Origin of the sequence: Salinivibrio sp. ML290 (genome assembly GCF_001995695.1) — a bacterium.
Taxonomy (GTDB): Bacteria; Pseudomonadota; Gammaproteobacteria; order Enterobacterales; family Vibrionaceae; genus Salinivibrio; species Salinivibrio siamensis.
In genome coordinates this window covers 278,188-298,139 of record NZ_MUEY01000001.1, presented here as the reverse complement: position 1 = coordinate 298,139, position 19,952 = coordinate 278,188, and the positions used below count along the sequence as shown (strand labels likewise).

The 19,952-nt window shown below is 51.3% G+C and carries 18 protein-coding genes; 5 read left to right on the top strand and 13 right to left on the bottom strand.

Features of this window, described 5'->3' with window-relative positions:
- Nucleotides 1-106 precede the first annotated feature (106 nt).
- Genes BZG23_RS01460 through BZG23_RS01440 form a run of 5 tightly spaced genes read right to left on the bottom strand, consistent with a single transcriptional unit; the run spans nucleotide 107 to nucleotide 4,648 of the window.
- Nucleotides 107-1,066, bottom strand: a complete 960-nt coding sequence (locus tag BZG23_RS01460) for an alpha/beta fold hydrolase (protein WP_241837165.1) — start codon at nucleotides 1,064-1,066, stop codon at nucleotides 107-109.
- An 18-nt stretch (nucleotides 1,067-1,084) separates the two neighbouring features.
- Nucleotides 1,085-1,630, bottom strand: coding sequence for a Slp family lipoprotein (locus BZG23_RS01455; protein WP_046073538.1), 546 nt, complete (start codon nucleotides 1,628-1,630; stop codon nucleotides 1,085-1,087).
- A 22-nt stretch (nucleotides 1,631-1,652) separates the two neighbouring features.
- Nucleotides 1,653-1,955, bottom strand: a complete 303-nt coding sequence (locus BZG23_RS16885) for a hypothetical protein (protein WP_077605928.1) — start codon at nucleotides 1,953-1,955, stop codon at nucleotides 1,653-1,655.
- A gap of 32 nt (nucleotides 1,956-1,987) precedes the next feature.
- A complete protein-coding gene (gene tsaB / locus BZG23_RS01445; protein WP_077605927.1) occupies nucleotides 1,988-2,683 on the bottom strand; it encodes a tRNA (adenosine(37)-N6)-threonylcarbamoyltransferase complex dimerization subunit type 1 TsaB in 696 nt (231 codons plus the stop codon).
- The gene (locus BZG23_RS01440) at nucleotides 2,684-4,648 is read right to left on the bottom strand and encodes an ATP-dependent DNA helicase (RefSeq protein WP_077605926.1); all 1,965 of its coding nucleotides are present in this window, start codon (nucleotides 4,646-4,648) and stop codon (nucleotides 2,684-2,686) included. It lies immediately after the preceding gene.
- 159 nt (nucleotides 4,649-4,807) lie between these two features.
- Here BZG23_RS01440 and purU point away from each other — a divergent pair, with 159 nt between their 5' ends.
- Nucleotides 4,808-5,641 (top strand): formyltetrahydrofolate deformylase, encoded by an 834-nt coding sequence (gene purU / locus BZG23_RS01435; protein WP_046073542.1) that lies wholly within the window; start codon nucleotides 4,808-4,810, stop codon nucleotides 5,639-5,641.
- A gap of 26 nt (nucleotides 5,642-5,667) precedes the next feature.
- Here the strand turns inward: purU and BZG23_RS01430 are convergent, their stop codons facing one another.
- Nucleotides 5,668-6,213, bottom strand: coding sequence for a VOC family protein (locus BZG23_RS01430; protein WP_158011355.1), 546 nt, complete (start codon nucleotides 6,211-6,213; stop codon nucleotides 5,668-5,670).
- A gap of 314 nt (nucleotides 6,214-6,527) precedes the next feature.
- On the opposite strand from BZG23_RS01430, the gene argS reads away from it, so the two are divergent.
- Nucleotides 6,528-8,258 (top strand): arginine--tRNA ligase, encoded by a 1,731-nt coding sequence (argS, locus tag BZG23_RS01425; RefSeq protein ID WP_077605924.1) that lies wholly within the window; start codon nucleotides 6,528-6,530, stop codon nucleotides 8,256-8,258.
- A 74-nt stretch (nucleotides 8,259-8,332) separates the two neighbouring features.
- Here argS and BZG23_RS01420 read toward each other — a convergent pair whose 3' ends face one another.
- Nucleotides 8,333-8,938, bottom strand: a complete 606-nt coding sequence (locus BZG23_RS01420; protein WP_077605923.1) for a DUF924 family protein — start codon at nucleotides 8,936-8,938, stop codon at nucleotides 8,333-8,335.
- Nucleotides 8,939-9,102: 164 nt separating this feature from the next.
- Between BZG23_RS01420 and BZG23_RS01415 the strand changes: the two genes are divergently transcribed.
- A complete protein-coding gene (locus BZG23_RS01415; protein WP_077605922.1) occupies nucleotides 9,103-9,531 on the top strand; it encodes an HIT family protein in 429 nt (142 codons plus the stop codon).
- Between the two features lie 306 nt (nucleotides 9,532-9,837).
- Here the strand turns inward: BZG23_RS01415 and BZG23_RS01410 are convergent, their stop codons facing one another.
- From BZG23_RS01410 to znuA, 3 genes are all read right to left on the bottom strand, one after another.
- Nucleotides 9,838-12,480 carry an AraC family transcriptional regulator gene (locus BZG23_RS01410; RefSeq protein ID WP_158011354.1) on the bottom strand — a complete coding sequence of 881 codons (2,643 nt, stop codon included), beginning with the start codon at nucleotides 12,478-12,480 and terminating at the stop codon, nucleotides 9,838-9,840.
- A 188-nt stretch (nucleotides 12,481-12,668) separates the two neighbouring features.
- Complete coding sequence (gene mepM, locus BZG23_RS01405) at nucleotides 12,669-14,003, bottom strand: murein DD-endopeptidase MepM (protein WP_077605920.1); 1,335 nt, start codon at nucleotides 14,001-14,003, stop codon at nucleotides 12,669-12,671.
- Nucleotides 13,987-14,883 carry a zinc ABC transporter substrate-binding protein ZnuA gene (gene znuA / locus BZG23_RS01400; RefSeq protein ID WP_231637394.1) on the bottom strand — a complete coding sequence of 299 codons (897 nt, stop codon included), beginning with the start codon at nucleotides 14,881-14,883 and terminating at the stop codon, nucleotides 13,987-13,989. Before znuA ends, mepM begins: the two co-directional genes overlap by 17 nt.
- An 80-nt stretch (nucleotides 14,884-14,963) precedes the next feature.
- On the opposite strand from znuA, the gene znuC reads away from it, so the two are divergent.
- Complete coding sequence (gene znuC / locus BZG23_RS01395) at nucleotides 14,964-15,728, top strand: zinc ABC transporter ATP-binding protein ZnuC (RefSeq protein ID WP_077579204.1); 765 nt, start codon at nucleotides 14,964-14,966, stop codon at nucleotides 15,726-15,728.
- Nucleotides 15,721-16,509 (top strand): zinc ABC transporter permease subunit ZnuB, encoded by a 789-nt coding sequence (gene znuB / locus BZG23_RS01390; protein WP_046073550.1) that lies wholly within the window; start codon nucleotides 15,721-15,723, stop codon nucleotides 16,507-16,509. Before znuC ends, znuB begins: the two co-directional genes overlap by 8 nt.
- 81 nt (nucleotides 16,510-16,590) lie before the next feature.
- Here znuB and sucD read toward each other — a convergent pair whose 3' ends face one another.
- The 3 genes from sucD to odhB form a co-directional block, all read right to left on the bottom strand.
- Nucleotides 16,591-17,463: a succinate--CoA ligase subunit alpha gene (gene sucD, locus BZG23_RS01385; RefSeq protein ID WP_077605919.1), complete on the bottom strand. Its 873-nt coding sequence runs from the start codon at nucleotides 17,461-17,463 to the stop codon at nucleotides 16,591-16,593.
- A 2-nt stretch (nucleotides 17,464-17,465) separates the two neighbouring features.
- Entirely contained in the window at nucleotides 17,466-18,632 is a 1,167-nt protein-coding gene (gene sucC, locus BZG23_RS01380; RefSeq protein ID WP_046073552.1) for an ADP-forming succinate--CoA ligase subunit beta, read from the bottom strand.
- Between the two features lie 107 nt (nucleotides 18,633-18,739).
- Complete coding sequence (gene odhB, locus BZG23_RS01375; protein ID WP_046073553.1) at nucleotides 18,740-19,948, bottom strand: 2-oxoglutarate dehydrogenase complex dihydrolipoyllysine-residue succinyltransferase; 1,209 nt, start codon at nucleotides 19,946-19,948, stop codon at nucleotides 18,740-18,742.
- Nucleotides 19,949-19,952 lie beyond the last annotated feature (4 nt).

The following is a 19,952-nucleotide window of genomic DNA, read 5'->3' as shown; positions in this document are numbered from 1 at the left end:
TGTTAACTTGCAGGCTATATTGCCTGCTTCGATCGACGCGAGGCATAATTCAAACAGGTGTTTAACCTGCCCACCATAGCGTTAACATTATTTTTACACGAGCATTTTAAGTGCGCGTTTGAATTTTGGTCACAAAATCCGTTATTAACGACACAGTTTGTTGCGGTTGCTGAAGGTGACAATGGTGTGTCCCGGGGATCTCAATGAGTGTCAATTGCTTAAACCACGTGGCTCGTTGCGCGGCATCGGCAGAGCGCAGCGCAGGATACCCATCTGTCGCGCGAATCGCCAGCACAGGGCATTCAATCGCTCGAATAATCGACTCTCCATGGCCGGGCGCCATTCGATACAGTGGCTCACCACGAAGCTTAGGATCATGACGCCAACGTACACCATGACCGCATGTCTCGAGCCCGCGTGCTACCAGTGGCATCAGTGACTGACAGGCGACTTTATTAATGGATGCGCGCAATTGTAGCGCCTTAATCGCAGAATCAAAGAGACGTGGGGGTTTTTGCGCTGAATTTAAGCGCTGATTGAGACTTTTCGCGATGCGTTCGGTGATTTTATGTTCAGGTTCAACAATGGGCCCCAACGCTTCTATCGAGACAACCCCCGCGATCGACTCAGGAAAACTGGCCGCGTAACAGCTAGCCACTAACCCTCCCAATGAGTGCCCCACCAATATGACGGGTCCCTTTTTCTCAGGTTGCGAACAAAGTGTTTGGTGAAGCACTTGATGCAAGCTGTCTAGATAATCAAAAAACGGGTAGTGATAATCCCCGGTTTTGTGCTCAGACAAACCGTGCCCGGGCCAATCAAACATAAGTAACCCGTAATCTTGAGGCAGCATGGGGATCAGTGAATCAAAACTCGCCAGGTTGTCTTGCCAACCATGTAAAAAAACCAATGTTGGCGCTAAGCCGTTTGCTGGGCGTCTTGCCGCGGCCACTGTCACATCATTAAGTCGAATCGAGGTCGGCGTTAAGCCAGACGATAACCCGAGTGCTGCCGGATCAGACGCCAATAATGCCTCGAGAGCCTCCGTCAATGGCGGTGTCATCATCACAATCACATACAAGGGCTAATAAGGTAAGCTAATCACGCTTTGCACCCGTCCCGTGCCGACGCCAATGCGCACTCGGGAGCAGTACAAGCCGTAGCAATAAGGTCTGTCATCATCAACCACATGCTGTTCAATATCCCAAAGCTGGTGCCCTGTTACCCTAAGCACGGGGTAATCATAGGAATAATCCCCCACTTTTCCCGCTTGACGGCCCTGAAACTCGCCCAACACCGTTATCGGCCGGCCTTTGGCATAATCAGCCGGTTCAATAAAGCCATTAAAAATCGCTTTGAAGCGCCCAAGCGACGAGGCATCGATATCGGGCCGACCTGCTGTCGACGTTGGCACCGCCACTATTTCAACCACAGAGTCCTGTTCACGGTTATTCACCCCAACGATCAAGCCACCAAGGCGCACCTCTTCCCCTTGGTTTGCCTCTGTCATTTTCGCGACCACCGGGTATTCGGTCACGGGCTGGTCCATCCGGCCTTTTAGGGATTCAGGCAAACTTGTACAGCCACTCAGTAGTAACATGCCGCATAAAACTAACAGGTAAGACTTCATATCAGGCTCCTTTCGCGCCACATCACACATAGATATCGACGCCTACTAAGTTGATCAGTTCCTCTCGCCTGGCTTGATTTAACACCGCGAAGTAGGAAGCCATCGCTTGACGGCCGCGGCCATCCGGCAAATCATATTGCACGTACGCTTGTTTCGCCTGTTCTGCTTGCGCAATCGCGGCGGGGTCGACACGCTGGCGAACCGCCTTAGCCACTTGCGTCGTCCTGGGCGTTTGTTTGCGCGTCGTTTGCGGCTTTTTGCCCGCACGCTGGGGATGGTTAGGCCGGTTTGTCTGTGGGGAGGATACACCGTTAATCGATACCATATTCACGTCCTATGCTGCCGGCCTCATGGTGGTTATTCGCGCCCGGGTAACTTTTTCCAAGTGACTTTATCCCGCAGATACGTGGGGCTAGCAAGCTCCGCAGCGACTGTGTCTCCCGCACGATACGCCTGCTTAGCAATCTCCAGCATATCTTGTGCTTGGGGGTATAACACCTCTGACGGCGCTGTCTGCAATGACAAGCGTGTTGCCAGATCAGGATAGGCTGCCCATCCGGTTCCTGCCAATGTCCACACCCCCTCGGTGCACTCAGGGGTGAATGCGTCCGGGGCGACGACCCTCTCTTCACCGACACACTGCCATACGCCAGCGTCAGTCCGCAGATATTGGCCAACATAGAGTTCACCCATACGCGCATCAATCGCCGTCAATACGCGCGTCGCATTATGTAAGCGACCGCTTTGTGCTGCCATCGCTGCCAATGTTGAAACGCCAATCATTGGGAGATCTGCACCAAACGCTAGACCTTGAGCAATTCCGATGCCAATACGGACGCCTGTGAAACTACCCGGCCCGCGGCCAAACGCGAGTGCATCCAATTGCGTCAATGTTAGGCCCGCTTCTGCCAATACCTCATCGACCATGGGTAGGATCTTGTTGGTATGCTCACGCGGTGCAATTTCGCTGCGTGTGATAATCTGATCATCACAGCACAGTGCGACAGAGCAGTTTTCGGTCGCCGTATCTACGGCCAATATTCGTAGCGTCATTTAACCCTCTATCGGTTGATCTAATAAATGCGATTGCATCGTGTTGCTGTTGGTGTCACTGCCCGACAAAAAATCGTCAATGTGGTGTAAATCCCGCGTGCGAGGGATCGCCGGCAAGCTGCGCAAAAAGGTTGCGCCGTATGCGCGGGTCACCAATCGGTTGTCACAAATAACCAGTGCACCAAAATCTTGTTGATCCCGAATGAGACGCCCCACCCCTTGCTTTAGGGTGATTACCGCTTCGGGGATCTGTACCTGAGCAAAGGGATCGCCCCCTTGCAGTTTACAATCTTCTATTCGTGCTTTTAATAAAGGATCATCGGGGGAAGCAAACGGGAGTTTATCGATGATCACACAACTGAGCGCTTGTCCACGCACATCAATGCCTTCCCAAAAGGCGCCCGTCGCCACCAGCAACGCATTGCCCAACGACAAATACTCTGCCAATAAGCGCTGCTTGGGCATCTCTCCTTGCATGAGGACGGGCAATGACAGCTGCTCACGAAACAAGGCTGACAGCTCTCGTACCATTTGATGTGACGTACACAGGAAAAAGCAACGCCCTTGGTTACGTTCAATCACCGGTCCCAATAATGCGGCAAGTTTGTTGGCACGACGAAAACTATTGGTTTCCGGTACATGACGAGGCACGCAAAGCCTCGCTTGATTGGGGTAGTCAAAGGGGCTTTCCAATGTCATTTGTTGCTTAGCGTCAATCCCGAGACGGTGATTAAAATGCGCGAAGTCGCCCTCAACGGCCAAGGTAGCGGAGGTAAAAATCCAAGCGCCGCCCTGTTCGGCCATTTGCTCACGAAAACGATCCGCCACCGATAAGGGGGTAATATTGAGGCTAAAGTGGTGACGAGTACATTCGTACCAATAAGAGTACCCGGTGATTGAGGTATCTTTTAAGCGTGCAAGCCGCGCTTTAAATAAAGTGATGCGATCAAATGCAGCGTCAAGCAATTGACTGCGGCCGAGTGATAGTTTCACCACGTCATGCGCAAGATCGAGCGCATCCGATAACCGTACCAGTTCTTTCTCTACGCTGGGCGACGTCTGTAATTCGCGCCAGTTACCTCGGTATCCAGGCTCGCCCATCACCAAGCGCATATCCATCGCAGCTTGCGAGAGGCGATCAGCAACTTTTTCCAGTTGACGCGTATCTCGTAACTCAGTGCGATAGGCGATATGAATGTCTTTGGCAACATCTTGCAGCTGCCGGCTAGATAGAGATTGGCCAAAATACTGACTGGCAATGTCCGGAAGCTGATGCGCCTCATCAAACACCATCACGTCTGCTTCTGGGATGAGCTCGCCAAACCCCGTTTCTTTGATGGCAACATCCGCTAAAAATAGGTGATGGTTGACCACCACCACGTCGGCATCCATCGCACGACGCCGCGCTTTGACCACATAACAGTCTTCATAGCTTGGACAGTCTTTACCAAGGCAATTGTCATTGGTGGACGTCACCACAGGGATCAGGGGGCTGTCTTCAGCCAGTGCGTCACATTCACTCAGATCACCCGACTCTGTATAGGACGACCACTCGCGAATTTTAACCAGCTGACTCAATTGCCCAGGCTCGCTGTCGGGGCGGTGGCACTCACTAATTTGTCGCTCGAGTCGCTCTGGGCACAGGTAATTGACTCGGCCTTTCAATAAGGCGGTGGTTCCTGTATAGCCCAAGGCTGACTTCATCAGCGGTAAGTCTCGATGGTAGAGCTGCTCTTGCAGATTTTTCGAGCCCGTGCTGATGATGGCCTTTTTACCACTTAATAAAACAGGCGCCAGATAGGCATAGGTTTTCCCGGTTCCTGTGCCCGCTTCCACCACGAGCTGGCCTTGGTCACGAATTGCCGCATCAACAGCAATCGCCATATCTGTTTGCGGCTGGCGAGGCACAAAACCATCAATCGCTTTGGCCAGCGCACCGGTGTCTGAGAAAACCTTACGGATCATTGTATAAATACACAGGGGGAAAGCCGCCATTATGCCAAACCCCTCTTCGGGATGAAACCACTCCCCAGAGAAACCGCTGACGCATCGTAAAATCACTTTGACCTTGCGGCTGAGACAGGGTACAACCGAGGGTTTAGTCATCAGCAGTACACGACCAACATGGAACGAAAAACACTTCTCACGGACTGTCCTGACGCCCAAGGGCTCATCGCGACCATCACCAACATTTGCTATAAACATCAGCTCAACATTATTCACAACCGAGAGTATGTCGATAATGTCACTGGGCAGTTTTATATGCGCACTGAGCTGGAGGGGATTTTTAACGATCACACCCTGCTTCTCGACCTTGACCATGCGCTACCACCTGGCAGCCAGCGCCAGCTGATTAGCTCGCGCCGCAAACGCGTCGTCATCATGGTCACCAAAGAATCCCACTGCCTCGGCGATATTTTAATGAAAGCCTATGATGGCTCGCTCGAGATTGATATCGCAGCGGTAGTCGGTAACTACGACAAACTACAACATCTGACTGAGCGCTTTGATATCCCTTTTCATTATGTCAGCCATGAGGGCCTAAGCCGAGAAGAGCACGAGCAAGCCATGCTCAAAGCGATTCAACCCCATCAGCCTGACTACATCATTCTCGCGAAATACATGCGGGTTCTGACGCCTGACTTTGTTGCCCAATATCCGCATCGCATCATCAATATTCATCACAGCTTTTTGCCCGCATTTATCGGTGCCCGTCCATACCATCAAGCGTTTGAGCGTGGGGTCAAAATCATTGGTGCCACCGCCCACTTTGTCACCAATGACTTGGACGAAGGGCCGATTATTGGCCAAGACGTGATTCATGTTGATCACAGCTTTAGCGCACAAGATATGGCCAAAGCAGGCCGCGACGTGGAAAAAAGTGTGCTAAGTCAAGCAATTGAATGTGTTGTCGAAGACCGGGTATTTGTCCATGGCAATAAAACCGTGATCTTGTAAACCGACAACATTGGTTGAGCCAGTGCTCAAGCACTGGCTTCGCTAGCAATAATTTGCGCGAGTGAGTAAGGATGAAACTTCACGCAAACACCATTTTGCTTAAACGCGATGGTTGGATTGGCCAACCGCTCTCCCGCAACCTGTGGCTCACTGTGTTTAACCGTTATCTCGCTCAGCTTTGCTGCGCGCGCGAGTAAGCCTGGAAACTGCGCGTGTAACGCGTCTTCAAGCCCTGATAGGGTGGCATGGCGGCAAGGGACCACAAACTCCATATGTTCCCAGCTTTGAAAAGGATAGGTTTTGTGGTGAGGAAACGGCAATTCCACTAAATCAGTTTGCCAGGCACCAAAGTGTAATGGGGTATTAAGCTGATAAATATGGATCGGCCGCTGGTTGACCATCGCCTGTGATATTAATTGCCCCTGTTCGCTTAGATGGCCGGCAAGCGATTGTGTTAACACGCTATCATTGGTACGGATCGCAACGTGATCAAGCGTTAACTGGGTACAATCAATCGCCAGCGTTTCCAGCAACTGATTGATTTTATCTGTAAAAGTTGCTTGATCTCGCATCAGGGATACCCAATTGCTGGCATCATGCATAGTGACCTCTCAAGGTTTTATAGTGCTCGTTGTCTTCCAGTCGCGAAAGATATCAAGGATGGCGTTGAATAACTATTGCCAATGCCTGCTGTTTTATGGGTATCATTAGGGCTAATCCGCGTCGATTGACGTCATGGTTCGCAACAATACAGCATCCCGCCAACACTGTGTTTGCACGCTTGGTTACGTGGCAGTGCAGTGTTGGCGGATTCTTGTATTAATAAGCTGGAAGCCCACATAACGGGTCGTTCATAATCAGCCCGGCTAGTAGTAAAGGTAAGCAAGTGAATATTCAAAGTCTTCTTAACGAAAAAGTGTCTGCCGCGATGGTTGCGGCGGGTGCGCCTGAGGGCACACCAGCGGCAGTGCGTCAGTCTGCGAAGCCACAATTTGGTGACTATCAAGCGAATGGAGTCATGGGAGCAGCCAAAAAGCTCGGCACGAACCCCCGTGAGTTTGCTCAACACGTTTTGGATGCGCTCGACCTCGGTGATATAGCGAGCAAAACAGAAATTGCCGGCCCAGGCTTTATCAATATCTTCCTTAACGATCAGTGGTTAGCCAAACAGGCAGATGCCGCCCTGTCGGACGCACGTTTAGGTGTCGATAAACAAGACACACAAAACATTGTGGTGGACTATTCAGCCCCTAACGTGGCAAAAGAAATGCACGTTGGCCACCTTCGCTCCACTATCATTGGTGACGCCGTTGTACGCACCCTCGAATTTTTAGGCCACAACGTGACCCGTGCCAATCATCTCGGTGATTGGGGGACACAGTTCGGTATGCTCATTGCCAACCTCGAGTTACATGAGTCACGCGGTGACGATGTCTCCATGGAACTGGGTGATATCGAAAACTTCTATCGTGAATCCAAAGCCCGCTACGACGAAGATGAAGCTTTCGCCGCCACAGCGCGCGACTACGTGGTTCGCCTGCAACGCGGTGACGCCTACTGCAAAGAAAAGTGGGAAAAGCTTGTTAAAGTGACGTTGGAGCAAAACCAACGTAACTATGATCGCCTGAATGTCTCATTGAGCAATAAAGATGTGATGGGCGAAAGTCTGTATAACGATATGCTGCCCGGTATTGTTGAAGACTTAAAAGCCAAAGGGATTGCCGTAGAAGATGATGGCGCACAAGTTGTCTTCCTTGACGAGTACAAAAACAAAGACGGCGAGCCAATGGGTGTGATCATCCAAAAACGTGATGGTGGCTATTTGTACACCACCACTGATATTGCTTGTGCCAAATATCGTTACGAGCAATTCAACGCTGACCGTGTGCTCTACTTTATTGACTCACGTCAGCACCAGCATCTCATGCAAGCTTGGACCATTGTGCGCAAAGCGGGCTATGTGCCGGATTCGGTCAGTCTTGAGCATCACGCGTTTGGCATGATGCTCGGCAAAGACGGTAAACCTTTCAAAACCCGCTCTGGGGGCACAGTCCGCCTCGCTGACTTACTCGATGAAGCAGAAACACGAGCCAAGGCACTGATCGCAGAGAAAAATCCAGATATGGATGCTGATACGCAGCRAGATATCTCAACCACGGTCGCGATGGCAGCCGTCAAGTATGCCGATCTGTCAAAGCATCGTACCACGGATTATATCTTCGACTGGGATCATATGCTGGCCTTCGAGGGCAACACCGCCCCCTATATGCAGTATGCCTATACCCGTGTGGCGTCAGTCTTTGCCAAGTCTGGGGTTGACCGTGATGCACTCGACGGTGAAATGCTCATTGAGCATGAGAAAGAAAAAGCGCTGGTCGCCAAACTGCTTCAGTTTGAAGAAGCGGTTAAATCAGTCGCGCGAGAGGGTCAGCCTCACCTAATGTGTAGCTACCTATTTGAACTGGCTGGTCTATTCTCAAGCTTCTACGAAGCATGCCCTATCCTGCTTTCTGAAGGGGATACGCGCCAAAGCCGCCTAAGAATGGCTGCATTGACGGCTAAAACCATCAAGCAAGGCCTAGATCTGTTGGGTATCAACACGCTTGAGCGCATGTAACAAGGTTAGATGATCCTTGTTGTGCGGATAAGCACAGAAGAAGGGCGCCCACTGGTTGCAAGTGGGCGCCTTTTTTATCCCTGACCAAAATGCTGATCCGTTTCGCTAAGCCACAATCGTTCCTCGGGAGTCGATAACCGTCCCATCACCGCATTGCGATGAGGAAATCGACCAAAGTTAGTAATAATGTCGTAGTGCTGGCGTGCGTAATCAAAGCATTGCTCGTACCAAGCTTTTGCCTCCCCACTCACTCGCTGGCGCAGTTGATCAAACCGAAACAGTGCTTCTTCTTGGTCTGCTTCTTCTTCAGCATGCTCCAAGGGAAGATAGAAAAACACCCGTTGAAGCGGGGTCAAGACTTGGTCGTCACCTTTCGCAAGCCCTGCCTTACAGAGAGCCAATGCCAAGGCATCATACCGATATGCTGCTGCCAACCCGCGATATAAGTTTCGGGGGAATTGATCGAGCAGAATAATCAATGCCAAACGCCCCTCTGCGGTCTGGGCCCAGTCATTTAATGCGCCCGCGCCGGCCGCACTGACCCAAGATTGGAATCGCTCGCGAATCGCCTCATCAACGTCTGGACTACCGCCAAACCATCGTGCCTGCGAGGCGGACGAAGGAACCCACTCACTACGCTCGTCGCCAAACCAAAAAGCTAGGACGTCTTGATAATGCATGCCACCTCCTCTCGCGTTCGTCGACACATTTGGCTTCAACATTGTGTTAAGCGTACTTGCTTTTTGTTTCTTATGAGGCGAATCCTCCTATTCGGTGAGGAGTTTGTGACCCAAAAGCAAGTTGTGATGTAAGCTATGCGCTCGCATTGCAATAAGGAGTCTGTATGTCCTTTGTTCTCCACTCACGATTAGCCGCCGATAGCGCTTATGTCGGTGATTTCTCACTTTGTCAGTTGCGCCTTGCGCATGCCGATATTGGTCCATGGCTCTTGCTGATCCCACGTAAGCAGGACATCGAAGAAATTCACCACCTTGACGATACTGAGCAGCACTCGCTGTGGCAAGAGTCGGCCATAGTGGCGCGCTGTCTTGAGCGTCTATTCTCCCCTGACAAGCTCAATATCGCCGCAATCGGCAACCTAGTTCCCCAGCTCCATCTCCACCATGTTGCTCGGTTTAAAACGGATCCGGTATGGCCAAATCCGATTTGGGGCCACCTACAAGTGGGGCATCGTCCTCACGAACAAGCACAGCCCCTCATCCGACAGCTGAGGGAGACACTCGCCGCCAGTGGGTTAGTCGTCAATGGGTAAGTGCACTTCGTTATTTTCGTCAAAATCAGAAAAAAGGAAATAAAAGCAATAATTATCAATTGCTTAACCTTAACCCTGTCAAGGTGCGATTGGCGGTTTAGTCATAACGACTCAAGCGCAAATTACGGTATATTGATGCCGCTGGTTAAGACAATACACGCCTGACCAGCCCGTTTTTTACCAGGGCGGGCTCCCCGCCCTCGGCAGCAAGCGAAGGTGTCGTTGACACCCGTGGCATGGCTCCCCGGCTATGCCACGTTTTCTTTTACGCGCATTTCCCCCTGGGTTTCAGGTCAACAGCCCAACCTAATCACGTATATCTGCCACGGTTATATCGGTCGTCGTGCGTCGATACTGCGAAGGACTGACACCAAAGTAGCTTTTAAACCGTTGACTAAAGTAAGCCGGATCGCGATATCCGCACGCCTCAGCCACATCCGCAACCGAATACCCGTGCTGCAAGCGCGCAGCGGCATCACTCAGTCTTTTCTGCGTCACATAAGCGGTCACTGTCACACCAAAATACTGTCGACACTTACGTTGCAAATTACGCTCAGACATCGCTAACGCGCTTGCTACCTGAGCCATTGAAAAGTCAGGATCTTGGTACTTGGCCGCGATAACTTTCTCAAACTCGGCTGTCCATCGCTGATTGGCTTGGTCTGAAGCCAGCGCCAGTGATGAGGGCGATTCAAATCCGATAGGATATGTGACATCCGAGATTTCATCCAGCGGCCCGGAGATGGGCACGCTCGATGTCTCTATGTGCACCGCCGACAAGTGACGTTGTCTCAAGGCTAAGATGACAGCCGCAAGAACCAGGCTCACAAAGCAGGCCAGTACCATGCCATTGATAATGTGAGGCAACAGAGGAAGAGAGACAGAGATATCTAACACAGTATGGGAAGCACCATCACGCGGGATAGCAATACGTAATTGATAGTGCCCCCCCACCATATTGGCCAAAGAAATCGTATCACTGCCGGTCTGCTGCCAAGCGGCCAGTTTGTCAGCCATTGGCTGGCCAGCGTGCTGATAAGGCACGAGCTGGTAATGCACGCGTGTCACTTGTCGTTCTGGTGGCCAACTCCCCCACGCTAGATAGGCGGGGCTTTGCTCTAGTAATGTCACCGCTGTTTGCTGTCGAGAGCCAATACGCCAACGCTTGCGTTGCTGCCAAACCGCACCAATCACAACACTTGGCGGTTTACGCAGAGAAAACGCCAATTGGTCAGTATCTATCTGGTAGGTATAATCCCCTGCCAACAGAGTGAGTTGATGGGGTTGGGTCGCGTAGCAGGCCACTTTTTCTGCATCAGATGGGAGGCGAAATGTGCGCACGAACCCTCGTGGGGCAATGTGTACCAATGCTTGGTTACTGTACGCCCATACGCCGTCGCGGTTACCAGTGACACAGTGGAATCGCTCATCGGGTAGCGATAAATAAACCAATGACGCGGCGTCTGGGGCGCTAGGATCGTATTGATACACACCGCGCGCACTGGTGAGCCATAAACGACCTCGTTCATCGGTATACATATCCTGCACAGGCAGTCGGTCTTTCGCCAAGGGGACCGGCTTAAAATGACCGTCTCGATAACGGGTTAAGCCATTCTGATCACGGATCCATACACTGCCGCGACCATCATCGTAAAAGCCTAACACCTCACCCGCGTGATGGGTCTGCCATCGCGTGCCATAACTGACCAACGTCTGTGTGTCCGGCCAGTAGCGCATCACCTGATCGTCAACCGATAACCAGATGGTGCCCTCGGCATCAGTATACAAATGCTCAGCGGGCAAGGTTGCCAACCGGTCGGGTATGACGATGCTTGCCCCTGTTGTCGTATTGATCCCTTTTGTACCTGACGGTGTTGACCACCAAAGGCGCTGACCGTCTCGGGTGGCACTGAGGTATTCACCGCTTGGTGCATCCGAGGTCCATGGTACAGTGCGATACCCACTTAAATCGCGCCAACTGCCTCTCTCTAGCCCCCAAGGGTTACTCTGCGCCATAAAACCATGGGTAAGCACGCTGGGAAACGCACGGTGTTGATGAGTGATCCAACGCTGGCCCGGCGCACGATAACGTGTAGCCTGATCGGTTGAAAACCAGATCCCCCCTTCAAAATCTGCCCATAAAAAAGTGATGCTTTGGCCTGCTATACCCTGAGAGCCTGGCTGCCAAACAGGCGTCGCGACACCGTCTAGGGAAAGTCGAAATAACCCGTTATGATTGGCGGCCCACAACCCGCCCGAGCCGACCGTCATTCTTTGGTAGCCTCCACGAGTATTCAACACGTGTTGTGCTTTTACTTGATCGCCCGATAATGCCAGTAGATAAACACGCTTTTCGGTACTGATCCATGCTCTGTCTTGTTTCGCCGTGATCGCTGTAATCGGCGTAGAAAAGCGTGTCAGTTGACGCACACCCGCGTCACTGAGTTGGTATAAGCTTGTCCCGACCGCAAACAATCGATGACCCGCAGTAAACCAAACACTATCAGCACGCCACGGACCCGTTCGCCACACGTGAAATGCCGTATCTTCCCGTTGATAGACGCTTATCTGGCCGCTTTGAATGTGCCATAGCGTATTATTGATCGTCGCCAGTCGTGGCGATTGGGGGGGATGAGGCGCATGATCAGCGCGTGTCTGTGCAACGGCATCGGGCAACGGGAAAGCGGTAAGCGTATTGGTACTTGGCTGGAAACGATAAACATGTTGCCTTCCTGCCATCCAAAGCGCCTGATGAGCATAAGCAATGGTCAGGATCTTTTCATCAGGCAAGGTCAGGGCGTCGTTGAGTGGATGGCGCTGATGACCGTCAAAAAAATGAATGCGTCCTTGGTTATCCAACAGCCACATACCACCAGATGACTGCACCGCCACATCGCGAACATCACCGAGGCCATTAAGACCGCCGTATGATTGAAACGATGTGAGCAAGGGATCATGCGCCTGCAAAGGTAGGCAAGGAAAGATGAGAGCCAGCCATAACAAACAGAGACATCGGCGTTTCATGTACGAGAAGAGAGACAGGTTGCAGGATTCAGTAGCGTAGTGTCCTGCGACCTGCCCCTAAATAAAACCCTGCAACCCTAAATGTGAGCTAGGCCTCACATAATTGATACCCATTACCCATTTAATCGCTGCGCCAACGCCTGATGTGCACGTTTAGCTTGACGCTGGAACCCATTACGCTCGCCATTAGGAACGGGGTGCGCCTCAGGCAGCGGTACCTTCATCGCGTTGACCGGGTGACCGTATTTGAGCAATTCAAAATGAAGATGAGGCCCCGTTGAGCGACCGGTATTACCACTTAATCCGATTCGTTGTCCCATCGACACATGATCGCCCGGCTTCACTAAAATCCGATGCAAATGTAAATATCGCGTTGAATACTCACGCCCGTGTTTAATCACCACGTAATTACCCGCTAGCGGGTGTTTACGCGCTTTAACGACAACACCATCACCGGCGGCCAATACTGAGGTACCCACTGGCGTCGCGAAGTCAGTGCCATTGTGCGGTGAAATACGCCCGGTGATCGGGTGTTTACGATGTGGGTTAAACGATGAGCTAATACGATAGCGCTTGGCAGTGGGGTAACGACGGAGCGCACGATCAAGGCTTTGCCCCTTCTGATCATAAAAGCGTCCATCATGATGACGATAGACAAAAATGTCTCGACTGCCCGATTTGTAGAGCATGGCCGTGACCTTACCCGATGACACGGGTTTATTGTCGATGAACTCTCTGTTTACTTGTACCGCAAACTGATCGCCGCGACGAGATTGACGTCCAAAGTCAAAACGCCACTGTAGCGCCGAGACCAGATTTTGAATCTGATTAGGTGTGAGCCCAGCTTGGCGCGCCTGCTGATAAAAGCTACTATTCACCCGTCCAATCAAGGTCACACTCTCAAACTCGCCTTTGGTTTCCAAGCGCTGATAGTCAACGGTACCTTGTTCGAACTGGTAATAGTCGCGGTATTTAATCGATTGATAAACGGTGAACGTCAGCAGTCGACCTTCCTCGTCAACTTGCCATTCCATTTTTTGTCCGCGGCGAATATCGCCGGCTTTATCGTTCACATCCAGCATTTGGTAGAGCTGACCGATAGCAAGACCATACTGTGAGAAGATCTCACCGAGTGTATCCCCTGCCGCGACGGTGTGGTGATGGACACGCGGCGCCTCAGATGTGATGTCTTGCTCGAGCGCATCTTCAGGCACACTCAAGGCAGGATCATTTGCATCCATGCCTTGCTCAATCGGTTCACTGTGATCCACTGTCGCCGGCGCTTGGTGTTGGTTGACCGCCGGCAACGGTTGCCGTTCTTTGGGAGAAAAAGGATGGGGCTGCCACATGAGGGCAGCGCCAACCAAAAGAGATAATGAAGCCAGGGCCAGCTTGTGCTGGCGAGGAAGTCTGGCTGTCACAGCGAGCCAGTTAGTCAGTAGTTTCATGCTTTAAACAACGTGTGAAACGATTTCCTAAATCTTTTAAAAACACCTGATAGCTATCAGGCGCTACCGGAATTGATGTCGCCAATGGATCTAAGGCAAGTACATTGACGTCATTATGTCGTGTCACAGCATCAATCAGTGCGGGATTAAACTGCGGCTCAGTGAAGATACAGGTCGCATCATGATTAAGCAAACCTCGGCGAATCGTCACCAGGGTTTTCGCCCCAGGCTTTTGACTTGGATCAACCGTAAAATGTCCTGTTTTTTCGAGGCCAAAAGCATCCTCAAAGTAACCATAGGCATCATGGAAGACAAAATACCCTGACTGAATACGGGTGGCGAGGTCTTGCTGAATATCGGCAACGGTTTGATCGAGCTTATCATTGAAACGAGTCAGGTTGGCTTGGTATTGCTCTGCTTTACCGGGAGCGGCTTCAATCAATGCCTCTGTAATAGCTTGTGCCGCCACTCGAGTCGTTTTGGGTCCCAGCCAAAGGTGCGGGTCAATATTGTGCTCGCCATGATCGTGTCCATGATGATGATGGTGCCCGCCATCAAAATGGCGCAACGGCATATTCTCGACCTGTGTCAAGGTCAATACAGAAGGTTTATCCGCCAACAATTTAGAAAGAAAAAGCTCTAGCTCGGGTCCCACCCAAATCGTCACATCCGCTTGATTTAAACCGCGTATGTCCGATGGCTTTAGCGCATAGCTATGCGGTGACGCCCCCGGCGGCAACAACACATCGACGGTATCATCTTGTGTCACAAGTCCTGCCGCGATCAGCTGTAAAGGCTTAATCGATGTCATTACCGACGTGGCTTGCGCGGGCAATGCCAGTAGTAGTGCAATAAATACCCCAATAATACGCGCCATCATCTTTCCTCTCATTCTTATGTTTTCTCACTGGCTATAAATGTTATAATATAACAATTCCAATTCACAATGCTTTTTTCACTATGACTGACTCGCTAGTCTCGCTCGATGCGGTGACGGTGACCTTCAATGGCCGCCATGTGCTGGATAAGGTTTCGATGCAACTAAAGCGCGGGCAAATTACCACGCTAATTGGCCCCAATGGCGCCGGGAAATCGACGCTTGTCAAAGCACTGATCGGTTTAGTTAAGCCGAGCGCCGGCACAGTACAAATAGCCCGAGACGTAAAAATCGGTTACGTACCTCAGAAGTTGCAGTTAAATCAAACTCTGCCGCTAACGGTTGATCGGTTTATTCGTCTGGGAACACGCTATACCAATGCGCAGATTAGCCAGGCGCTACATACGGTCAATGCCGAGTCCTTGCAATATGCGAATATGCATACCCTCTCCGGCGGTGAAACGCAACGCGTCCTACTCGCCCGCGCCATTTTAAAGCACCCTGATGTGTTGGTGTTAGATGAGCCAGTGCAAGGGGTTGATGTCAGCGGTCAATTGGAGATGTATAGCCTGATCAGTCAATTACGTGATAGCCTTGGGTGCGCGGTACTCATGGTGTCGCATGACTTGCATTTAGTAATGGCTAAAACCGATGAAGTGATTTGTTTGCAGCATCATGTCTGCTGCTCCGGTGAGCCCGATGCCATTTCGCAGCACCCTTCTTATGTGGCGATGTTTGGTCGCCAAACCAGTGAGCAACTCGCGCTATATCATCACCACCATCATCATAAACATGATCTTGCAGGGCAACCTGTAAGCTGCGAACACCAAGAGCATCATCATGATTGAGTTCTTACTTGCCCCTATCATGGGCGGCTTATTGATCGCCGCCATTGCCGGCCCTTTGGGCTCATTTGTGGTCTGGCGACGTATGGCCTACTTTGGCGATACCCTCGCTCACGCCTCACTACTCGGTTTAGCGTTAGGCTTTCTGCTGCAAATCGACTTAAACCTCGCACTCGTGATCACCTGCTTACTCCTGGCGGTTTTATTGGTGGGACTACAGCGCCAACACCTGGTCTCGACTGATACCTTACTCGGTATATTGGCTCACAGTGCCCTGTCATTGGGGTTAGTGTCAGTAAGCTTTTTGGACAACATGCGCGTCGATCTCATGGCCTATTTGTTTGGCGATCTTTTGGCGGTCTCTTTTGCCGATCTCACTTTACTCGCCATTGGCGCGTGCTTAACGCTCGGGGTACTCGCGTATTACTGGGAACAGTTACTGTCGATGACAGTCAGCGAAGAGCTTGCCAAGGTAGAAGGTATTGCAGTAGAAAAGCTGCGGCTGTTATTGATGCTACTGATTGGTTTGGTCATTGCGTTGGCGATGAAATTTGTCGGGGCATTAATTATTACCTCTATGCTAATCATTCCCGCGGCAACGGCACGGCGCATCGCCTCAACACCAGAGCAAATGGCCTCGTTTGCTAGCCTCATTGGGATGGCTGCGGTGCTGCTAGGTATGGCAGGCTCTTGGTTTTATGATACGCCCGCTGGCCCATCTGTGGTGGTTGCAGCAGCCAGTGTCTTTATGTTGGCGCAGTTATTGCCGAATCGCTCGCACTAAGCCCTAACCACTTATTATGTTTTTTATATCAAAAAGCCGCTCATATGAGCGGCTTTTGTTGATGCGATTACTTTGTCTGGCTTACCAGCTTGTTTTCTCGCGCAATGCTTTACCAATATCAGCAAGACTTTTAACCGTCGTGACACCCGCTGCTTCAAGGGCAGCAAATTTATCGTCTGCGGTTCCTTTACCACCAGAAATAATTGCCCCCGCATGACCCATGCGCTTACCTGGAGGTGCCGTTACCCCGGCAATATATGCCACTACGGGCTTGGTCACATTGGCTTTGATGTAAGCCGCCGCTTCCTCTTCTGCAGTCCCGCCAATCTCACCGATCATCACGATCGCCTCGGTCGCCGGATCCTTTTCGAACATTTCTAAAATGTCGATAAAGTTTGAGCCTGGTATAGGGTCTCCACCAATACCAACACAGGTGGATYGGCCAAAGCCTTCATCAGTGGTTTGCTTAACGGCTTCATACGTCAGTGTGCCCGAGCGCGACACAATGCCCACTTTACCAGATTGATGAATGTGCCCCGGCATAATGCCGATTTTAGACTCATCCGGCGTGATCACACCTGGACAGTTAGGCCCAATCATACGCACGCCTGCTTGGTCCAGCTTCACTTTTACTTCCAGCATATCCAGTGTTGGGATACCTTCCGTAATACATACAATAAGCTCAATACCAGCATCGATCGCTTCTAGGATCGCGTCTTTACAGAAAGGGGCCGGAACATAAATAACTGATGCTGTCGCACCCGTCGCCTCGACCGCATCGGCCACCGTGTTGAACACAGGTAAACCTAGGTGAGTCGTACCGCCCTTACCAGGGGATACACCGCCGACCATTTGTGTTCCATACTCAATAGCTTGCTCTGAGTGGAAAGTACCTTGTCCACCTGTAAAACCTTGGCAGATCACTTTGGTATCTTTATTAATCAGCACTGACATTGTTATTTACCCTCCGCGGCAGCAACGACTTTTTGAGCGGCTTCGGTTAGCGATGTTGCCGCAATGATATTCAAACCACTATCGGCCAGTTTCTTGGCACCTACATCAGCATTATTTCCCTCGAGGCGAACCACCACTGGAACTTTAACGCCAACTTCTTCGACTGCGCCAATAATGCCATCTGCGATCAAGTCGCAGCGCACGATACCGCCGAAGATATTCACCAAGACAGCCTTTACGTTGCTGTCAGACAGAATGATTTTAAACGCTTCTGTTACACGCTCTTTGGTCGCGCCACCGCCAACGTCAAGGAAGTTAGCTGGGCTGCCACCGTGCAAATTAACAATGTCCATGGTGCCCATTGCTAGGCCCGCACCGTTAACCATGCAGCCAATATTGCCATCGAGCGCAACATAGTTGAGTTCCCATTGCGCGGCATGCGCTTCACGCTCGTCTTCTTGGCTGGGGTCGTGCATCGCGCGCACTTTTGGCTGGCGGTAGACAGCGTTGCTATCAATGGCCAATTTAGCATCCAAGCAGTGCAAGTTGCCTTGGTCAGTAATAACCAAAGGGTTAACCTCAACCAGTGCAACATCTTTATCCAAAAACAGCTGGCCGATACCCACAAAGATTTTGGTAAATTGCTTGATTTGCTCACCTTCTAGGCCCAGTTTAAAGGCCAGTTGGCGACCTTGATAAGGCTGAGGGCCAACAAGGGGATCAATCGATGCTTTATGGATAAGCTCAGGGGTTTCTTCCGCCACCTTCTCGATTTCGACACCGCCTTCAGTCGATGCCATGAAAACAACGCGGCGTGAACCGCGGTCGACAACCGCACCCAGGTAAAGCTCTTTGGCGATATCGGTGCATGACTCCACCAAAATTTTGCTTACCGGCTGACCGTTTTCGTCGGTTTGAAAGGTCACCAAGTTTTTACCAAGCCATTGCTGAGCAAACTGACGGATCTCCTCTTTGGAGTTAGCCAGTTTTACCCCGCCTGCCTTGCCACGCCCACCGGCGTGAACCTGGCATTTAACGACCCATTTGTTTCCGCCAATTTTATCGGCTGCTTCAGCAGCTTCTTGTGGTGTGTCGCAAGCATAGCCCTCTGAAACTGGTAGACCATATTCAGCGAACAGCTGCTTTGACTGATATTCGTGCAGATTCATGATGTTCTATCCGTGTTAGTGTCCATTATTGTGTCTTTTTGCTTTCCAAATGAGGGGACCTCCGTCCCCTCTAAAATGGCTCCCCTCAAAAACAGGGGGTAGCGCCATTAAACGTCCAGAAGCAGACGTGTTGGGTCTTCTAGAAGTTCTTTGATGGTCACCAAGAAGCCTACCGATTCACGACCGTCAATCAGACGGTGATCATAAGAAAGCGCCAGGTACATCATCGGCAAGATTTCGACCTTGCCATCCACCGCCATTGGGCGGTCTTGGATCTTGTGCATGCCAAGAATGGCTGCTTGAGGGGGATTAATGATCGGCGTTGACATCAATGAGCCAAAGACACCGCCATTGGTGAGGGTGAAGTTGCCCCCTGTCAGTTCATCGACGGTGAGCTTGCCATCACGGCCTTTAATCGCCAAATCACGGATACCCTTTTCAATATCCGCAAAGCCCAGCTTGTCGCAATCGCGCAGCACAGGGGTAACCAGACCACGCGGTGTAGATACCGCCATGCTGACATCGAAGTAGTTGTGATAAACGATATCATCACCGTCGATGGATGCGTTGACTTCTGGGTAACGCTTCAAGGCCTCGACGACCGCTTTCACATAGAAAGACATAAAGCCGAGACGAATATCGTGACGCTCTTCAAAACTATCACGGTATTGCTTACGCAAGTCCATGATGGGCTTCATGTTCACTTCATTGAAGGTGGTCAGCATCGCGGTACTGTTTTTCGCTTCTAACAAGCGCTCAGCGACACGTTTACGCAAGCGCGTCATAGGAACACGCTTCTCACCGCGTTCAGCCACAGGTGGCACATCTTGGCTTTGTGCTTTTTGCTCACCCTGCTCAGGCTGACTCTTAAGGTGTGCTTCAACATCTTCTCGCGTAATGCGTCCACCCACACCTGTGCCTTTCACGGCGTCAGGAGAGAGGTCATGCTCAGCAAGCAGACGACGTACCGCAGGACTTAACGCGTCGTTCGTCTCTTCTTCTAGTGAGGCGGTGTGGCGCTTGTCAGGTGAAGACTCTGATTGTGCAGGAACGTCTTTGGTTGGCTCACCTGCGACGGCACCTTCTTTGATTTTAGCGATGGCCTGTTTCGCTAATACGGTTGACCCTTCATCTTCAATGATGGACTCCAACACCCCATCAGCAGGGGCAGGCACTTCCAGCACGACCTTATCTGTTTCAATATCAACCAGTACTTCGTCACGGGTTACCGAGTCACCTGGCTGTTTGTGCCATGTGGCAATGGTTGCGTCAGCCACAGATTCGGGTAAATCGGGAACCAGAATTTCGATTGTCATATCG